The organism is Alteromonas sp. KUL17 (genome assembly GCF_006538305.1).
Classification (GTDB): Bacteria; Pseudomonadota; Gammaproteobacteria; order Enterobacterales; family Alteromonadaceae; genus Alteromonas; species Alteromonas macleodii.
The window spans coordinates 305577-321101 of record NZ_BJKJ01000001.1 but is presented as its reverse complement, the minus strand read 5'-3'; the positions used below and the strand labels follow the sequence as shown (position 1 = coordinate 321101).

At 45.9% G+C, this 15525-nt stretch carries 10 protein-coding genes and 2 pseudogenes; 8 read left to right on the top strand and 4 right to left on the bottom strand.

All coding sequences use genetic code 11. The annotated features are described in order from the left end of the window. The first annotated feature begins 2 nt into the window (after positions 1-2). The 6 genes and pseudogenes from recO (at position 3) to mazG (ending at position 6714) form a co-directional block, all read left to right on the top strand. Positions 3-716, top strand: a complete 714-nt coding sequence (gene recO, locus KUL49_RS01355; RefSeq protein WP_131136047.1) for a DNA repair protein RecO — start codon at positions 3-5, stop codon at positions 714-716. Positions 717-881: 165 nt separating this feature from the next. Further along, a complete protein-coding gene (pdxJ, locus tag KUL49_RS01350; RefSeq protein ID WP_131136046.1) occupies positions 882-1619 on the top strand; it encodes a pyridoxine 5'-phosphate synthase in 738 nt (245 codons plus the stop codon). Between the two features lie 27 nt (positions 1620-1646). Beyond that, entirely contained in the window at positions 1647-2027 is a 381-nt protein-coding gene (gene acpS, locus KUL49_RS01345) for a holo-ACP synthase (RefSeq protein WP_014948318.1), read from the top strand. A 101-nt stretch (positions 2028-2128) separates the two neighbouring features. Then, positions 2129-3589 carry a 23S rRNA (uracil(1939)-C(5))-methyltransferase RlmD gene (gene rlmD, locus KUL49_RS01340; protein ID WP_131136045.1) on the top strand — a complete coding sequence of 487 codons (1461 nt, stop codon included), beginning with the start codon at positions 2129-2131 and terminating at the stop codon, positions 3587-3589. A gap of 12 nt (positions 3590-3601) precedes the next feature. After that, positions 3602-5786: pseudogene (relA, locus tag KUL49_RS01335) on the top strand (GTP diphosphokinase). Continuing rightward, positions 5764-6714 carry a nucleoside triphosphate pyrophosphohydrolase gene (gene mazG, locus KUL49_RS01330; protein ID WP_131136044.1) on the top strand — a complete coding sequence of 317 codons (951 nt, stop codon included), beginning with the start codon at positions 5764-5766 and terminating at the stop codon, positions 6712-6714. Before relA ends, mazG begins: the two are co-directional and overlap by 23 nt. Before the next feature lie 77 nt (positions 6715-6791). Here the strand turns inward: mazG and KUL49_RS01325 are convergent, their stop codons facing one another. Both KUL49_RS01325 and KUL49_RS01320 read right to left on the bottom strand, forming a co-directional pair. Continuing rightward, positions 6792-8015: a PepSY domain-containing protein gene (locus tag KUL49_RS01325; protein ID WP_131136043.1), complete on the bottom strand. Its 1224-nt coding sequence runs from the start codon at positions 8013-8015 to the stop codon at positions 6792-6794. 185 nt (positions 8016-8200) lie between these two features. Beyond that, the gene (locus KUL49_RS01320) at positions 8201-10357 is read right to left on the bottom strand and encodes a TonB-dependent siderophore receptor (RefSeq protein WP_131136042.1); all 2157 of its coding nucleotides are present in this window, start codon (positions 10355-10357) and stop codon (positions 8201-8203) included. 385 nt (positions 10358-10742) lie between these two features. Between KUL49_RS01320 and KUL49_RS01315 the strand changes: the two genes are divergently transcribed. Then, positions 10743-11111, top strand: a complete 369-nt coding sequence (locus KUL49_RS01315; RefSeq protein ID WP_061094246.1) for a YbaN family protein — start codon at positions 10743-10745, stop codon at positions 11109-11111. Between the two features lie 91 nt (positions 11112-11202). Here KUL49_RS01315 and KUL49_RS01310 read toward each other — a convergent pair whose 3' ends face one another. Further along, positions 11203-12369: a hydroxymethylglutaryl-CoA reductase gene (locus tag KUL49_RS01310; protein WP_131136041.1), complete on the bottom strand. Its 1167-nt coding sequence runs from the start codon at positions 12367-12369 to the stop codon at positions 11203-11205. A gap of 254 nt (positions 12370-12623) precedes the next feature. Between KUL49_RS01310 and KUL49_RS01305 the strand changes: the two are divergent. Further along, positions 12624-14636 (top strand): annotated as a pseudogene (locus KUL49_RS01305) (TonB-dependent receptor plug domain-containing protein). A 162-nt stretch (positions 14637-14798) separates the two neighbouring features. On the opposite strand, the gene KUL49_RS01300 reads toward KUL49_RS01305, so the two are convergent. Beyond that, positions 14799-15446, bottom strand: a complete 648-nt coding sequence (locus KUL49_RS01300; protein ID WP_131136040.1) for a tetratricopeptide repeat protein — start codon at positions 15444-15446, stop codon at positions 14799-14801. Positions 15447-15525 lie beyond the last annotated feature (79 nt).

Below are 15525 nucleotides of genomic sequence, written 5' to 3'. Positions count from 1 at the left end.
CAATGAATAATGAATGGTTAAATGCCTATGTACTGCATAGACGCCCTTACAGGGAGACCAGCTATATTGTTGACTTTTTTACCCTAGAAGAAGGGCGTGTTAGTGCCGTGGCGAAAGGGGTAAAAAACAGCAAATCAGATAAGAAAAGCCTGCTTCAACCTTTTCAGCATCTTCGCTTACAGTTAAGCGGAAAGTCGGAGTTAAAAAATTTACGTCACGTTGAAAGTGTTTCACCCTCCATCAATCTTGTGGGAACGGCGTTATTTTGCGCCATGTACGTTAACGAACTAACTAATCGTGTTATGCCGGCGGGGCTTGCCAGCGATGGCGTTCACAATGCTTATGAAAATGCGCTGCTGTCTCTTCGAGATGAAAGCGACATAGAAGTGACCTTACGTCAGTTTGAATTTGCATTACTTGATGAAATGGGGCTGTTACCCGACTTCACCACCGACGTCGAATACGAATTGCCCATAGAAGAAACCGGTAGCTATCATTTTCAGATAGACGCGGGCTTTGTGCGCCTGCCTGACGATATGGCGGGAACCCGCGGAATGCGAGGCTTTCCTGGACAAGCGCTGCTTAGCTTATCACAGGGGGAATTTACGCCGCTCAGTAAAAAGGTGGCTAAGGTGCTTTGCCGGGACTTGCTGAAACCGCTAATTGGTGACAAGCCACTTAAAAGCCGCGAGCTTTTTATGCCCAAGCCGCGGTAATAGCATTAAATTATTTTCTCTTAACTCAAACGCTTAATAAGCACGTTCTACAAAAAAATTTGCTACAATTGCGACTTTCCTTAAAAGGGTATTTTTACCCTCAAAGCAACGTATTAATCAGGAAGAGCTGGCCTCTTCTATCGCTCTTACAGGTTAGGTGGTGAAATGAGCACGATTTTATTAGGCGTTAACATCGACCATATTGCAACGCTACGCAATGCGCGCGGTACGCATTACCCAGATCCAGTGCACGCAGCGGATATTGCCGAGCGTGCAGGTGCAGACGGCATTACGGTTCATTTGCGTGAAGACCGCCGTCACATTAAAGACCGCGATGTACGCATTTTAGCGCAAACCATTAATACCCGACTTAATTTGGAAATGGCGGTAACCGATGAAATGCTGGCAATTGCCGAAGAAGTGAAGCCTGTTTTTTGTTGCTTAGTACCTGAAAAGCGCGAAGAGCTGACTACCGAAGGTGGTCTTGATGTGGCAGGGAATTTTGAAAACATCAAAGCGGCGTGCGAGCGACTCGCTAATGCGAACATTTTGGTGTCGTTGTTCATTGATGCCGACAAAGCGCAAATTGACGCGGCCGCAGCATGTAACGCTCCTTACATCGAAATTCATACAGGCCAATATGCAGAAGCCACCAGCGAAGAAGAGCAGCATAAAGAGCTAGCGCGTTTAGTTGAAGGTATCGAGTACGCCGATAGCTTAGGGCTTAAAGTGAATGCCGGTCATGGCTTGCACTATCACAATGTTAAGCCTATTGCGGCTATCCCTCAGTTAATCGAACTTAATATTGGCCACGCTATCATTGCTCGCGCCGCGTTTGATGGCCTTCATGCGGCTGTAGCTGATATGCGTAAACTTATGCTAGAAGCACGAGCAGGCATTTAACCTTAGATTCAAAAGAGTGTAGATAACGTGGCGATTGCAGGGCTAGGTACTGACATTGTAGAGATAGCGCGACTTGGTAAAGGCGATGGCGCTAATGAACGCTTAGCCAAGCGAGTACTTACGCCTGCCGAGTGGCAGCAGTTCAGCGAACACGGTACGCCGGTTCGCTTCTTAGCCAAACGTTTTGCCGCCAAGGAAGCGGCAGTGAAGGCCCTTGGTACAGGGATTGGAAACGGGATCAGCTGGCAGCATATAGAAGTGCGCAATAACGATTTAGGTGCGCCAGAGCTTCATTTTTCTGGCGAGTTTGCTGCAATGTGCAAAAACCGAGGTATCACGCGAAGCGTGGTCAGTATTTCAGATGAGCAGCATTATGCTGTCGCCACCGTTATACTAGAGTCTGAATAGAGTAACTGCCCCTAACCCACGCAGGCGACTTCTATTTGGTGAGCGCGCGCAAAAACCTCTACTAACATCAAACCACGTAAAGCAAGTAACCGGAGTCACACTTGGCAAACCTTTTTAAACAATCTCGTAGCAAGCAAAAAGGCAAAACGTCGCTTACTGAGCGTGGCGCTTCAAAAAAAGGGAATGCCAGAGCCAACGCGCAGGTCGCAGGACTTCGATTTGGGAAAAGCAAAAAAGCAGCGGATACCAGTGAAAGTCAAAAGCCTAACACGATCACCATTGAAGATTTGGACTGGATGGGCAATGGCGTAGTGCGCGGCAATCCGATGGTATTTGTTGAAGGTGCCCTTGTAGGAGAAACCTGCGACATAGAGGTGCTATCTAGCAAAAAGAAAGTCATTAACGCCAAGGCGACAAATATTCATTCGCCAAGTGATGAAAGACAAGCGCCTTTTTGCCCTGTGTTTGATGCATGTGGTGGGTGTCAGCTACAGCACATAAAGCCTGACGCTGCCCTTGAGCAACGTGACCGTGCTCTTAAAGTGATGATGGAACGTCACCTTGCAATGAAGCCAAATGTTTGGCAAGCACCTTTAGCAGGGCCGCGCCCTCAATATCGCAGGAAAGCAAGACTGGCTATAGATGCCCGCAACCCCAATCAAATTAAGTTGGGCTTTCGTGAAGCAAATAGCAGTAACGTTATCAATGTAGAAACCTGCCCAATACTGGTCGACCCGCTATCTAAACTTATTGGCCCTTTACGTGATGCGCTTACAGGGTTTGAGTCAGCACGCCATATTGGACATATTAGCCTTATTGCGGGCGACAATATCTCGCACCTTGTGATTAAACACACCAAAGCCCTCGAGGCTGAGCTTATTGATGCAGTGAGCGAATTGGTGAACAAGAGTACATCGGCTAACGGCTTCGGTATTGAATTAAAGCTTGAAAATAAGCAGGGGCAAATTCGCAGTGTGGGCCATGACACTGACATAATTATTAACACAGTAAATGGCTGCTCAATTTCCCCAAGTGCTAACGACTTTATTCAAATAAATAAAGTGGTTAACGAAAAAATGATTAATCAGGCAATAGGTTGGCTAAACCCGAAGCCTAACGAGCGTATCGCCGACTGGTTTAGCGGGCTGGGTAATTTTACTTTACCTATTGCTAAGTTAGGTGCAAAGGTTCAGGCGGTAGAAGGTGTGGCAGAGATGGTGCGCCGCGCCAAAGATAATGCACAGCGACAGGGCATTGAAAATGTAGAGTGGTTGCATTTAGATTTGTCTGATAAGAACAATGTCGAGGCTTCATTACAGCAGGGCTTTGATAAGGTATTACTAGACCCCTCAAGAGAAGGGGCGTTGACCGTTTGTCATGCGCTTGTAAAAGCACTACCAAAAACGATAGTGTATGTTTCTTGCAACCCAAGTACGTTTACTAGAGACGCAAAGGTGTTGATAGACGGAGGTTATGAAATGGAAAAAGCGGGCGTAGCAGAAATGTTCCCCTTCACCCATCACATGGAAATGATGGCCTTGTTTACGCGAAAGCAGCAGTAACGAGTAAAGGATATGGTATCAACAAGAAAGGTCCACGAAGCAGACCGGCCCCCCTTTGAAGCCTGGTTAGATAGCCTTGAGCTGAGTGAAGAAACAAAAGAAAAGCTAAGTGCAGTATCAGCCATTCCTGAACGGTTATTGGTCGGCCAGGAAATGGTCGAAATTTTGTGCCAGCTTAATATGGATGATGCAACGCTTCAGGCAGCCCTTGTTTTCCCTTATTGCGAACAGCACGCTTTAAGTGAAGAGGATATAGTTGATGAGTTTGGCAAAGAAATACGCGACCTAATCGTTGGCGTACGCCGAATGGATGCCATTAAGTCTTTACATGCGCGTAAAGTGAACGGCTCCGGCTTTGCCGAAAGGTCAGACGAACAGCATATCGACAGTATTCGCCGCATGCTGCTTGCGATGGTGGAAGACGTGCGTGCCGTTGTGATCAAAATGGCAGAGCGCATTTGTGCATTGCAACAGGTTAAGAAAGCCGATGAAGAAACCCGCGTTATGGTGGCCCGCGAGTGTGCCAGCATTTATGCGCCATTGGCAAACCGCTTGGGTATAGGCCAGTTAAAATGGGAACTTGAAGATCTCGCGTTTCGCTATCTGCATCCCATCACCTATAAACAAATTGCAAAACAATTAGATGGTAAGCGCAGAGAGCGCGCCGAGTACATAGAAACCATAGTAGGCGACTTGCAAGGCTTGCTTGATAGCGAAGAAATTCGCGCAGAGGTCTACGGCCGTCCCAAGCACATATTCAGCATTTGGAAGAAAATGCAGAAAAAGCGCCTTACGTTTGAGCAGCTTTTTGATATTCGTGCAGTGCGTATTATTGCCGAGCGACTTCAAGATTGTTACGCCGCGCTTGGCACGGTTCACGCCAGCTATAAGCACTTACCTAATGAGTTCGACGACTATATTGCAACCCCCAAACCTAATGGTTACCAGTCTATTCACACCGTTATTGTGGGGCCTGAAGGGAAGTCGGTTGAGATTCAAATTCGCACGCAGAAAATGCATCAGGATGCAGAACTGGGTGTGGCTGCTCACTGGAAATATAAAGAGGGCAGTACGGGCAAGCAGTCAGGCTATGACGAGCGTATAAACTGGCTTCGTCGCATATTAGCGTGGCAAGAGGAAGTGGCTGAGTCTGGCGATTTGGTTGAAGAACTTCGCAGCCAGGTGTTTGACGATAGGGTGTATGTGTTCACACCAAAAGGCGATGTTATTGACCTTCCCCAAGGCGCTACGCCGCTTGATTTTGCTTACTACATTCACAGTAACGTGGGACATCGCTGTATTGGCGCAAAAGTGAATGGGCGAATAGTGCCTTTCACTTATTTACTGCAAAGTGGCGATCAGATAGAAGTACTCACCGGAAAAGAGCCAAACCCAAGCCGCGACTGGATGCATCCAGGTCTTGGCTATGTGCATTCATCACGGGCCCGTGCCACTATCCATTCCTTCTTTAAAAAAGCAGGACAGAGACAAAAACCTTGCTGCTGGTAAAGAGCTGCTAGAACGTGAACTTCAGCGTGCCCACTTGCCCGCTAAAGTACCTAATGAGGCATTTGAGAAGTTTAACTTACAAACCCTTGATGACCTGTACACTGCGGTAGGTGCCGGTGATGTACGCGTTATGCAGGTGATTAACTTTATTCATCACTTGCAGGAGCCCCCAGCCCCAGAACCCGAAATTAGCCCTAAGGTTAAAACGCGCAAAACTGCTGCCGGATCAGGCAAAAAAGATGCAGTGGTGGTGCAGGGCGTGGGTCACTTAATGAGCCAGCTGGCGAACTGCTGTAAGCCGGTTCCCGGCGAAGCGATTTTAGGCTATATCACACAAGGCCGTGGTGTAAGCGTTCATAAAGAAAGCTGCGACCAGCTGCAACACTTGTTGTCACAGCACCCTGAGCGTCAGATAGAAGTGAATTGGTCACAAGAGCTTAAAGTAGGTTTTGAGACGGGTATTGATATATTTTGTCACGATAGAACTGGCCTGTTGCGCGATATTACTACGGTATTGGCGAATGAAAACGTGCCGCTTTTAGGCGTGAACAGCCTAAGTGATAAAAATAGGCAGACGGCGCTTATCACTATTTCGATAGAGGTTCAGGACCTCGATACGGTGTCTAAAGTGTTAACCCGATTGCGACAGCTTAAAGGCGTGACAGATGCAAAACGCAAACAAAGCTAAGCTTAGCGAAATGCAGCGGCTGTTAGACATTATGACGCAGCTGCGCGACCCGCAATCTGGGTGCCCGTGGGATGTAAAACAAACCATGGAAAGCCTAACTCGCTACACCATAGAAGAAGCCTACGAAGTGGCTGATGCTATTGCCACGGGTGATATGCACGATATCAAAGATGAATTGGGTGATTTGCTGTTTCAAGTGGTGTTTTACGCGCAGATAGCCAGTGAATCGCGTGCATTTTCTTTTGACGATGTAGCGCAAAGCATTAGCGATAAGCTGGTGCGTCGTCACCCTCATGTGTTTGCGAATGCGCTTGCATCTGAGGGTTCTGGCGATACAAATGAAAACGTCACAGTCGAGCGTACCCAATTGAACGACAGTGCTTTAAACGCGCAGTGGGATGCTATCAAAGCCCAGGAAAAGCAGCTTAAAAAGCAGCGTTTAAAGCAAGACAACGAAGCAATAGAAAACAGTATTTTAGATAATGTGCCTAAAGGTATGCCGGCACTCATGTACGCGCAAAAGCTGCAGAAAGCCTGCGCAAAGGTAGGGTTTGATTGGCCTGATACCGCACCTGTCATAGATAAAGTGCGCGAGGAAGTGGAAGAGATTCAGCAAGAGCTGGATTTCAAACAGCGAGCACAAGGGGCACTGAATGCGGGTGTTGCACCTTTAAACAGTGGCGTGCCCGACAACCAACAAGCAATTGAAGAAGAAATTGGTGATGCACTTTTTGCCATGGTTAACTTGGCAAGACATTGCAAGGTAGATGCTGATACCGCACTTAGAAACGCCAGTAACAAGTTTGCTAACCGTTTTAAAGGCGTAGAGCGCTTAGCGGCTGAACAGGGCAAGAAGCTTGACGCATTGACGCTCGATGAAATGGAAGCGCTGTGGCAGCAGGTCAAGCAGTCGTCTAACACTAAGTAATTGTACGTAGCAGCATACTAAAAGCGCTGCGTAGACTGATAACGTGAATGCCGCGCTGGTGTAGAGGTATGTGAGTCTTAAGTTAGAACGAATTGCAAATACCGCTGCAGCCAAAAAGCAAAATAGACAAGTGCCAGAAGTAAGATGAGCAGAGTACGCTTTTGTGTTTTGGTTAGAGCAGATGATTTCGTACGCTTCCATGTCATCATCACCCCTGTTGCAGAAAGCGTTGTTAAACCAACACCAAATACAAACCAAATTAGCTTAGTTAAAAGCCCACCGAAGTATCCAAAGTGCAGCGGGTCTGCGTATTCATTCAGGTAGTTAGTCCAGGCCATACTTTTGGGCTCTTGTACACCAACAATACGCTGATTGGTTATATCAATATCTACTTTATGCGCGCGCTCACGCAGCAAAGGGTTATTGCCTATACCTGTGAATCGCAGTGTTGCTGTGTCTGAGTTAGGAAATAGTACACTGGTGATCTGCCAGTCCTCAATGGCTTGCGATGCCTTCTGAAACGCACTGGAAAACTGCGTGGTTGATACAGGGTTAACTTGCTCATAATTTGAAATGACAGTGGCCTTAGGTGCGCGGGGTTCAAATCGATTGCCTGTAACAGCGGCGCCGAATTCAAATAAATACCACCAACTGGTTATAACAATGACAACGAAAAACCAGAGGCTCCACAACCCAAGTAGTTTATGAAGGTCGCTCAGTAGTATTCTTGGGCCTTGGTTTAGGCGAAGTCGAGTAATGGCGGTTTTCCAGTTTCGGGTTGTTTTTAGGCCCGTATACAGCGAGATAGCAAGAATGAATGCGAAAAAGGTAACCGTTGGTAAGCCAAGATAGTTAGGCATAAACAGATAGCGGTGAAAGTCTCGGAAGAACCGCTGAATCGTTAAAATAGGAATATCGCCTGTCACTTCATAGGTGTACTGATCCACGTGGATAAAGCGGTCATGACCATCGGGGAATTCTGCTCTGACACGGTAAGTGAAATTTTCATGACCCATGGTCGAGATTGATTTTATCTTAGCTTGTTCTGCATAGTTAAGCGTAGCCTCATAGATACTGTTCCACTTAACAATTTCATCATCGGCGTTGTCTAGGCTGCTAGAAGGCGTATTAAACGTGCGCATTTCCTCAAATACAAGCCAATCAATTTCATTGGATACCGTAGCAATAGTGCCCGTTGCAACAATAATAAAAAGCACAAGTGAGAGCTGAAAACCTACCCACGCGTGCAAGTTATATAACTTCTTTAGGTACTTTCTTTGCGCGGTTTTATCGTTAGTCATGAAATACTTGTGTAAGGTAAAAGACAAGCCCTGCATGGTGCAGGGAACATAGTAAAAAGCATGGCGTATAATTGAAAGAAAGAAGGGCTAAGCGCAAGCATTTAACTCAAAAGCGCTACTTATAAACAGAACTCTAAGCAGAATTCATGCGCATAGCCAATCCCGAATTTTAAAAAACGCAGTGGTTACCACTTGTAGGTGAATTCTACAAAACCGTTTCTTGGGTTTCCGGGGAAGTGACCTGTGCGCTCTATAAAGCCTGATTCTGCATACTCTTTATCAAATAGGTTATCTATTCTAAATAGTACGCTGTAGTTGTCTACTTCCCAAGTTATCGAAGCATCTGCAATGAAATATGACTTCACGTTCTGACCTGACAGGCTCAGTCGGTCGTCAACATAGTTTCCACCAAAGGCAAAGGCAAGATCCCACTCAGGTATTTGGTAACGCGTCCAGAAACCAAATTGATTCTGAGGCGCATTAGCGAAGCGGTCGCCGACACTATTGCTAATACCGCCACCGCCATTATCAGCGGTGATTCTTGCGTCGTTATAGCCATAAGCTACGCTCAAGATCCAATTTGGTGTTATGTCAGTGATAACCTCAACTTCAAATCCGTCACTGGTCACCTCACCCACGGGCGCGACATTATCAATGCCGTCGCCTTCAGGGTCTTCGCCGGTAGACTGAAGGAGGTTTTGCCTAGTGATTTGATACACAGCCAATCGCAGTAAGGTGGTTTCATCGAACAACTCTGCATTCACACCACCTTCAATAATATCTCCGGTCGTTGGTTCAAATGGTCCGCCCGCCTGAACTTGCTGACTACTTACCGACTGTGGTTCGTATGAATCTGCCCATTGACCATAAAGTGAAACATTAGCGTTAATTTTATAAATACCACCAACCCTGAAGCTTACGTTTGAATCGTCGAAAATGGCACTAGACGTTTCATCTTCAAACTGGTCGTAGCGCAAACCAGCAACAAAGGTAAACTGCTCCCAAGCAAGTTCATTCAGTATATAGGCACCTTTTCGCGTCTGCTTGGTTGTGCTCAATGGTCTGAATTGTACATTGTAGTTTTCAGGCTGCGTTATACCGTAGTTAGGGTTAGTAAGCGTTAGTGGAATGATATCTGATTCAAGTGAAGTCCCGCTTAGATAACGAAGAACGAAATCCTGCTGAAAAGCCGCAGCACCTAAAAGTGCGTCCTCTTTTCCTTTATAAAGGTCAATGCCGAACGCCGTTCTATGGTCTGCACCCAACCACTCACCTGAATATACAAAGTTGGCGCCAAAGCTAAGTTGCTCTTGTTCGCGTAACTGATCTCTAAATTCACGGCCGACAAGGTCTATGTTCCCACCTCCATCGCTATCAATAAGAGCACGTGGCTCATGGTAGTTCTGCTCTTGTTCATTATCTATGTAGCGCAAACGTGTATTGTAGCTTACTGCATCGTTAAGCTGTCCTTCTAGAGAGAGCTGAACAGAGTCAGAGCGCAAATTTAGGAAGTCACTGGCTTCATTATGATTCCAGTCTGGATTTGTGAGAAAGTTACCGCTGTCGTCGACGGGCACGCCGCGCAGTCGATTAGCGCCCAAATCCTGTGAGTAATGAGTGTACTGAAGCGTTAGTAGGTGGCCTTGAAGGTCGTATGTATAGCCAGAATCGAAGATAAATACTTCACTGTCGCTGTTGTCTCGATAAGTATCTTGCTGCTCATAAAAAACACCTGCACGGGCGTTTTGGTCGTCATTAATTGCCCCATTTATTTCTGCTGAGCCTCCAAAGCGAGCATGCGAACCAGCAATTATTCTAGCGTTGGCGTCGAATTCTGACGTAGGTTTTTTTGTGACGTAGTTGAACAAGCCACCTGGCGCCCCCGGCCCATAGAGCATTCCGGCAGGGCCCTTTAAAAAGTCTACGCGCTCGATATTAAATAGTTGAGGTACGTTAAAACCTACATAAGGGTCTCCGCGTAAGCCATCGAAGAAGATTTCCTCTTGTCTGAAACCCCTGGCGGTTACACCGGCATAGCTAAATTGGCTAACACCAGCAATGTTACGATAAATATCTTTTGCATTGCGCGCACCCTGATCGCGTATCAAGCTTTCGTTGATTGTAGTGATTTGTTGGGTCGAATTAAGTGGGTCAACACTTAACTTACCTGTAGATGAGTTACCATTGCGATATAGATTGATCGCTCTACTAGTCACTACCACACGCTCTACTTGATCGGATTTCGCGGGTGATATTTCACGTGTATCCGAAGAGGTTTCAATGTCTTGTGATAAAGCAGGGGAGGTCAACGAAGCAGCTATTAACGCGGCTAAATATTTCATTGCAAAAAAATCCAAGTGTTGTGTGATAAAAGGAGCGTGATGAAAAGCCAATACTTTAGTGTAAATGATAACAGTTTTTATTATCGTTTATCTATAGTTGTATGCCATTTGTCGTGTTGTAATCAATATCAGTAAGCGAGAGTTATGGTGTGCAGCAACGTAGATGGATAGGTGTCAATTCGCATCAAAGTAAATTAGACCAATGTAGATGGAAACTTCATTATTTTGGCGTATGGTTATAGAGTAGGTTCGATTTACGACAAAGCAATGTAGATCCACTTTATCTAATATCTGAGTATAAAATTGGCATATTGGAAGGGTGTGTCGCTGGTGTTAAGTCATGACACTTACCAAGGAGTTGGACTGAATTGGGCGTTACTACTTCATGAAAAAAGTACTGTATTTATCACTTGGGTTGTTTTTTACCCTTCTAGGTATTATTGGCGCATTCTTGCCGGTAATGCCAACAACTGTTTTTTTGATAGGTGCGCTTTTTTGTTTTACTCAATCTTCACCGCGCCTTGAAAACTGGTTACTTCAACACCCTAAATATGGCCCCAGTCTTGTTGCGTGGCGAAAACATGGTGCAATTTCGAAAAAAGTGAAATGCATAGCGTGCTGCAGTATGTTGGTGAGCTTTATTCTGGTTTGCCTGTTCGCCTCAATGCCTATTCCAGCGTACATAGGCATAGGTCTATTCATGGGAATAGGCGCGTACTTTGTTGTTACGCGCCCCAGCATGCCTGCTGTATAAATTCTCTATACAGAATTTACTTACCTTCGGCAGTAGCGCACAGTTTATTCGAACTACATTGCTAAGCGTTAGGTGACAGGTTCAAAAACCTTTAACGGTTTCTACCCAGTCGCTCGTGACTGCTTACCCATTCGTCTGCGACGACTGCAGAACCCAGAGATAGCTCCCCACACAATACGGTCGCTGCAACAATCTCGGCAAACTTGTTAACGCTACCTTTTTCTGTACAGCCAAGTACGCTTAAACATTCGTTTTGTGTAGCTAAACCAGTTCCACCACCGTACGTAGCAACAATTAATGATGGAATCGTAACAGAGAAGTAGTAATCTCCACTTGGCGTAATCTCAGCGTAGGTAAACCCTGCAGACGACTCTGCCACATTGGCAACATCTTGCCCGCAAGCGATAAACATGGCGGTAATGCCGTTAGCGAAATGCGCACCATTGTTAACGCTACCTGCCATCAATGCGCCCATATTTGAGTATTGGCGCTGTTTAAATAAAGCCTCTGGTGGGCAATGCATAATCTCCGTCATAAGTTGTTTTGGCAGGGTTATTTCTGCTACAACGCGCTTTCCGCGGGTATGCAGAGAGTTTAAGTGAGAGTGCTTTTTATCGGTATCAAGATTAGCGGCTAGTACAAAGTGCTCGATAGGACGTGGGTAGTTCGCTTGTATCCACTCACAACCCGCTTTAGTGGCTTTGCTTACCATGTTCTGACCAGCCGCATCGCCGCAGGTGAAATTGAATCTGAGCCAGCGAAGCTTAGACGCAGCGTACTGCTCGATATCCCTTAGTTTGCCCACGCTGGTGGTGTTATCACTGGCGCGTTTGATGGCTTCAAAGTTTTGCTCAACCCATTTGCCAAATTCGAGGGCTTCTCTTGCGTTAGAAAACGCGAACATAGGCGCTCGCTGCATGGCATCGTCAATGACTGTGGTGGTTACGCCTCCTGCTTCTCTTGTTAAACGCATACCTCTGCTGTAGCTGGCTGTTAGCGTACCTTCTGTTGTTGCCATCGGAACATAGAATTCGCCTTTGGCGTACTCTCCATTTATCAAAATTGGGCCAGCAAAGCCAATAGGTACCTGTGCAACACCGGTGAAATTCTCGATATTACCTGACAGTGAGTCGGGCGGTATGGAATAGTGAGCTAAGTGTTTGAGTTGAGTACCGGTTTCGCGGGAAATAAATTTGCGGCGGGTCTGGCTCATATTATGGGTATAGTCGTTGTCTGAGGAACGCGGGATCTTAGGCATTGGGCCACTCCTTTTTTCTTTCATAATAGGAGTGCTGTTACCGAATGAGAACTGTTTGCAATTTATACATGCGGATAAACGAAGCCTATAAAAAGGACTTTGGAATTAAAAAGGGTATACGCTAGTAAAAGAATACCAGCGAATATAAAGGGGGATTCTTTGAATGTATGATTTCACAAGGCAAATTGGTGTGAGCTTAATGGCTGACTATGATGTAATGCACGTCCTGCATACAATGGATTTTATGGACGGTCATGCCAAAGACGTTTTTGAGACCCTCGCTTTACCTTTTAGCGTTAACTGCATTTTATTCTTCCTCTTCCGTGTTACACGCCCATGAAGACAAACATAGCGAACATGAAGCGCACTAAGAAGAAAGTGTCGAAAAGATAGTAGTTCAAGCCACCCGCTCGGGCCGCATAGCAGACAACCAATCTGTTCGGGTTGAATTGATTAACCGAGAAGAAATTCAAGAAAAAGCCGCGATGCGACCTGGTAACATTTCAATGCTGGTTGCCGAGACTGGCGGTGTCAGAATGCAAACCACATCACCTGCCTTAGGCAGTGCAAATATTCGCCTTCAAGGTCTGTATGGCCGTTATACTCAGCTTTTATCTGACGGGTTGCCGCTTTACGGTAATCAATCAGCGTCCATTGGTTTACTTCAAATTCCCCCTACAGACTTAGGGCGCGTTGAAATTATCAAAGGTTCTGCTTCATCTCTTTATGGTGGCTCAGCGCTTGGTGGTGTTATCAACCTTGTCTCTCGTCGTCCAAAAGATGAGTTTGAAGGAGAAGCGTTGGTAAATTTCACCACCCGTGACGGGCAAGATTTCACAACATATATGGCCACGCCTTTTATCGACAGCGTAAGCGGCTCAGTAACAGCAGGCGCGCATCATCAAAGTGAGAAAGATCTCGATAACGACGGCTGGGCCGATTTAGCGGGTTATGAGCGCTACACGGTTAGACCGCGTATTTTCTGGGAAGGAGATGAGGGCGAGCGCCTTTATTTTACAACCGGTTATATGACGGAAAATCGCCAAGGTGGCACCGTAGGTGACGCAACTGTAGGAGCCGGAGAAAATGCTGTCTCTTTTATTCGTGGGCTTGAGTCAGAGCGTATTGACAGTGGTCTTGTGTTTGAAAAGCCCCTTGGCGATACACTTACCCTTAATTCACGCTTTTCAGCAATGTCGCAAGAACATACGCATCAATTCGGCAACGAGTTATCAGGCGTAGAAAGTGATCAACACGAAAGTTACCTCGCTGAGACTAGTTTGGCTGGATACACAGACAAGAGTGATTGGTTGGTGGGAGTTGCCTATCAATCTAATATTTACGATTCGGATACCTTTGAATCTTTTGATTACAGTTATGAGGTTCCGGGTATCTTTACCCAGGTGGATTATCAAATAAGCGATGAATTCACAACGTCAGCGAGTGCAAGGCTAGACGATCACAGTGAATACGGTACTCAATTTAGCCCACGAGTATCGTTTTTATATCGCCCTAGTGATGTCACCATAAGAGGTTCTTATGGCGAAGGATATTTCGCCCCTACGCCGTTTGTTGAGGAAATTGAGGCGGCAGGGTTATTACGCTTACTTCCTGTAGAAGGGCTAAAAGAAGAGCAGGCGCAAACCGCATCTTTAGATATTATTTATCGTTTTGATGATATTGAAACCAGTCTTACCCTATTCGGCTCTAACGTTGATAACGTGACTCGCTTAGAAACTGCAGAAACGAGCGACGGAACACCGTCTACAAATGTCCGCTTGGTAAACGCAGAAGGTGAATCGAAAATTAGAGGTTCTGAAGTCTTACTTCGCTACTATTGGAAAGACCTGAAGTTGACCGCAAGCTATCTTTACTTAGACGCGACAGAAGAAGTGCCCAATGCTAGTGGTAGGCGAGAGCTCGCGCTAACACCTCAGCATTCAGCTGGCTTTGTAGCTATGTGGGAGCAACACGGCAAGTTTATGCTAGGTTTTGAGGCGTACTATACTGGCGTTCAGCGTGTAGACGATAACCCGTACATAACCCATACCAAGCCTTATTGGCATTTAGGTTTACTCGGACAAATAACGACAGGTTGCTACAGCTGGTTCTTAAACTTAGAAAACTTGCTTGATGTTCAGCAAACCGATGAGCACCCGTTATTGTTGCAGTCACAAGCGCCAAGTGGACGTTGGACAACCGACATCTGGTCACGCAACGATGGTTTTATTGCCAATGCAGGTGTACGCATTAAATTTGGTGGTTAGTTGAAGCTGATAAGAAAGTGATAATTAAGAACCACTTTTAAGAAAGGTGCTGTCTAGAAAAGGCAACAAGGCAAAAGTGATAAGCTTAAGCTGGTAAGGGAAGTGTTTGAAGTAAAGGTGGAACGTTAAGGTCAACTGGACCACCTTTACTGTTTAGGTGAGCTAAGCTTTAGAGTCTAGCTTTTCTTGAAGCGCAGCAATCTCTTCTCTGCGTTTTTTATCTGCTAGTGGGCGATTGGCTTTTTCAGGCGCGTTTTGAGCGCGAGTTAAAAACCCTTGGGCTTCTTCGTATTCACCATCGTCGAAAAGAAACTCAGCATAAAAGAAGTTTTGGTCCATACCTTCAGGGTTAATTTCCAATGCACGCTTAAATAATTGTTTTGCCTTCTTATCGCTTCCAAAGCTAACAGGCCAGCCTGGTACTTTATGATAAAGTGCCGCTAATACAGTGAGTGCCGTCCCCTCTAATACCGCTTCCTCTTTTTCAATGGCACGTTCTAAGTTTTCCTTCGCACTTTCAGCAAAGTCTAGGGCACCTAAACCGCCTTTTGCACTAGCGGCGCTGGATTGAGAGATAGCCAGCCAGGTCAGTGCTTCAGCGCTATTTTCTGATTGCTCGACTAACACTTTCGCCTGTGCTATCAGTGTAGAAAATGCCTCTAATTGGGCTTCACCTTCAAGCTCATAGTTCGTTTTTGCCCACGCGTGTTGTAACGGTAGCAAATCAGGGGTGTTTGCATGAACCCTAGATATCGACAACGTAGTAATAAGGATGAATAGAAAAGGAGAGAAGAAATTCTTTTTCTGCATGAAAAGTCGCCTTTATAAGATAGAGGTAGTTAGGAATAAACGAGATAACTCGACGAAATTGTTAGTAATTTCATGAATT

Excerpts from the sequence above, each read along its gene's own strand:
- recO (WP_131136047.1), top strand. The coding sequence starts at position 3 with ATGAATAATGAATGGTTAAATGCCTATGTACTGCATAGACGCCCTTAC.
- pdxJ (WP_131136046.1), top strand. The coding sequence starts at position 882 with ATGAGCACGATTTTATTAGGCGTTAACATCGACCATATTGCAACGCTA.
- mazG (WP_131136044.1), top strand. The coding sequence starts at position 5,764 with ATGCAAAACGCAAACAAAGCTAAGCTTAGCGAAATGCAGCGGCTGTTA.
- KUL49_RS01325 (WP_131136043.1), bottom strand. The coding sequence starts at position 8,015 with ATGACTAACGATAAAACCGCGCAAAGAAAGTACCTAAAGAAGTTATAT.
- KUL49_RS01320 (WP_131136042.1), bottom strand. The coding sequence starts at position 10,357 with ATGAAATATTTAGCCGCGTTAATAGCTGCTTCGTTGACCTCCCCTGCT.
- KUL49_RS01315 (WP_061094246.1), top strand. The coding sequence starts at position 10,743 with ATGAAAAAAGTACTGTATTTATCACTTGGGTTGTTTTTTACCCTTCTA.
- KUL49_RS01310 (WP_131136041.1), bottom strand. The coding sequence starts at position 12,369 with ATGCCTAAGATCCCGCGTTCCTCAGACAACGACTATACCCATAATATG.
- KUL49_RS01300 (WP_131136040.1), bottom strand. The coding sequence starts at position 15,446 with ATGCAGAAAAAGAATTTCTTCTCTCCTTTTCTATTCATCCTTATTACT.